Raw genomic sequence first — 2,705 nt, forward strand, 5'->3', positions numbered from 1 at the left:
TCGTTTCACGTGACTGGAGTTCAGACGTGTGCTCTTCCGATCTCGAGCGCCGCGTTCTGCTGCGTGACCGAATCCATCTGGCCGACGGCACGGTTGACCTGCTCGATGCCGGTCGACTGCTCCTCGGACGCGGCGCTGATCTCGCCCATGATGTCGGTCACGCGGCGCACGGCCTGCACGATCTCGTCCATCGTCGAACCGGCGCGCGACACGAGCGCCGACCCGCTTTCGACCTTCTCCGCCGAATCGCCGATCAACTGCTTGATTTCCTTCGCGGCGCTCGCGCTGCGCTGCGCGAGCGAGCGCACCTCGCCCGCGACCACCGCGAAGCCGCGGCCCTGTTCGCCCGCGCGCGCCGCTTCGACCGCCGCGTTCAGCGCGAGGATGTTGGTCTGGAACGCGATGCCTTCGATCGTGCCGATGATGTCGACGACCTTGCCCGAGCTCGCCGCGATGTCCTGCATCGTCGACACGACCTGGCCGACCACGTCGCCGCCCTGCGTCGCGATGTCGGACGCGTTCACCGCGAGCTGGCTCGCCTGCCGCGCGTTCTCCGCGTTCTGGCGCACGGTGCCCGTGAGCTGCTCCATGCTCGACGCGGTTTCCTGCAGCGACGCGGCCTGCTCCTCGGTACGCTGCGAGAGATCGGTGTTGCCGGTCGAGATCTCGCGCGCGCCGACGTCGATCGATTCGGTGCCGCGATGCACGGCCTGCACCATCGCCGTGACGGCGTCCTGCATCCGCTTGATGCCGCCGAACAGGCGGCCGATCTCGTTGGTGCTGAATACGTTCACCGGCTGCGTGAGGTCGCCGCCGGCGATGCGCTCGAAGTGCGCGATCGCGTCCTCGAGCGGCTGCACGATCAGCCCGCGCAGCGCGAAGCGGATCGCGATCACGACGACGAACGCGATCGCGATGCCGGCCGCGATCAACCCGATCATCAGCGAGATCTGCGACTGCGTCGCGGCCTGGCGTTCTTCCGCGCGCTTCTGCAGCGACGCGATCACGGCCGCCGCGGTCTGGTCGAACGCGACGAACATCGGGCTGATCTTCGCGTCGGCAATCGCGTGGTACGCCGCCATGTCGCCCGCGCGCGCCGCCGCGAATTCCGGCTCGACGCCTTCCTTCACGATCGTCGTGTAGCGTGCGGTGAGCTCATCGAGGAGCGCCTGCTCGACGCCGAGCTTCGGCAACGACTGGAACGCCTGCCAGTTCTGGTTCGACTTCGCGAACAGCTCTTGCGCGCGGTCGAGCACCTTCGGCGCGTCGGCCGTATTGCCGGCTTCGGTCAGCGTGCGGAAGCGGTCGAGCGCGACGCGCGAGCGCAGCAGGTGCGCGGCCGTGTCGTCGAGCGTGTGGATCGCCGGCAGGTCGACGTGCGCGATCTCGTCGAGCGAGCGGCTCGCGTGATTCAGCGCGTACAGGCCGAGCCCGCCGACGGCTGCGGCCAGCGCCACCAGGATGAGTCCGACCGCCGTGAGCGTCGTGCGGATCGACCAGTTATGCAACATTGCAGATTCTCCCGAAATTCCTGCGCGCGCGGCGCGCTTACCCGCCGAGCGTCTCGATCAGCGCCATTTCACGGCTCGACATCAGCTTCTCGATGTCCATCAGGATCAGCATCCGGCCGTCGACCGTGCCAAGGCCCGTCAGGTACTCGGTCGTCAGCGTCGCGCCGAATTCCGGCGCCGGCATGATCTGGTCGGTCTGCAGCGTCAGCACGTCCGACACGCCGTCGACCACCATCCCGACCACGCGATGCGCGACGTTCAGGATGATCACGACCGTCTGGTGGTCGTACTCGACGCGGCCGAGATGGAACTTGATCCGCATGTCGACGATCGGCACGATGATCCCGCGCAGGTTGATCACGCCCTTGATGAAATCCGGCGCGTTCGCGATGCGCGTGACGCTGTCGTAGCCGCGGATTTCCTGCACCTTCAGGATGTCGATTCCGTATTCCTCGTCGCCGAGCGTGAACACGAGGAATTCCTGGCCCGTCGCGTCGCCTTGTTCCGCGTCGCGGCGGCTCGTTGCCGCGTTCGCCGCGGCCGGATTGATCATTTGGACTTCAGCAGACACGTTTGCCCCCAATCGGTTGAATGGCGAGAGACATCAGAACATCGCGAGCTCGGCGCCGGCACGGGCGCCGTGCGTCGCACGGGTTTCGCGGTTCAGCGCCGCGACGTCGACGATCAGCGCGACGCTGCCGTCGCCGAGGATGGTCGCCGCCGAGATGCCGTGCACCTTGCGGTAGTTGGTTTCGAGGTTCTTCACGACCACCTGCTGCTGGCCGACCAGTTCGTCGATCAGCATCGCGAAGCGGCGCCCCTCGGTTTCCATGATCGTGACGATCCCCTGCGTCGGGTCGGTGCGCGCATCGTCGACCGAGAACACCTCGTGCAGCGCGACGAGCGGCAGGTATTCGCCGCGCACGCGCACCACGCGCTCGCCGTTGCCGACCGTGTAGATGTCGTCGTTCGACGGCTGCAGCGACTCCATCACGAAGTTCAGCGGCAGGATGAAGATCTCGCTGCCGACCTTCACCGACATCCCGTCGAGGATCGCGAGCGTGAGCGGCAGCACGATCCGCGTGGTCGTGCCGCGGCCGGCCTGCGACGTGATTTCGACGTGACCGCCCATCGACTGGATGTTGCGCTTCACGACGTCCATCCCGACGCCGCGGCCCGACACGTCGGTCACCG

The 2,705-nt window shown here is 67.0% G+C and carries 2 protein-coding genes and 1 pseudogene; all 3 read right to left on the bottom strand.

The features are described from left to right. Positions 1-44 precede the first annotated feature (44 nt). Positions 45-1,511 (bottom strand): annotated as a pseudogene (locus tag L810_RS42810) (methyl-accepting chemotaxis protein); the annotation flags it as partial. 37 nt (positions 1,512-1,548) lie between these two features. Further along, complete coding sequence (gene cheW, locus L810_RS42815) at positions 1,549-2,064, bottom strand: chemotaxis protein CheW (RefSeq protein WP_021164320.1); 516 nt, start codon at positions 2,062-2,064, stop codon at positions 1,549-1,551. A gap of 51 nt (positions 2,065-2,115) precedes the next feature. Next, positions 2,116-2,705 (bottom strand): chemotaxis protein CheW (locus L810_RS42820; protein ID WP_179945699.1); only part of this gene is annotated, 590 nt, incomplete at its 5' end.

Origin of the sequence: Burkholderia sp. AU4i (assembly GCF_000466765.1) — a bacterium.
GTDB lineage: Bacteria > Pseudomonadota > Gammaproteobacteria > Burkholderiales > Burkholderiaceae > Burkholderia > Burkholderia cepacia.

What these genes read in the sequence shown, in the direction of transcription:
- cheW (WP_021164320.1), bottom strand. Translation starts at nt 2,064, where the DNA reads ATGATCAATCCGGCCGCGGCGAACGCGGCAACGAGCCGCCGCGACGCG.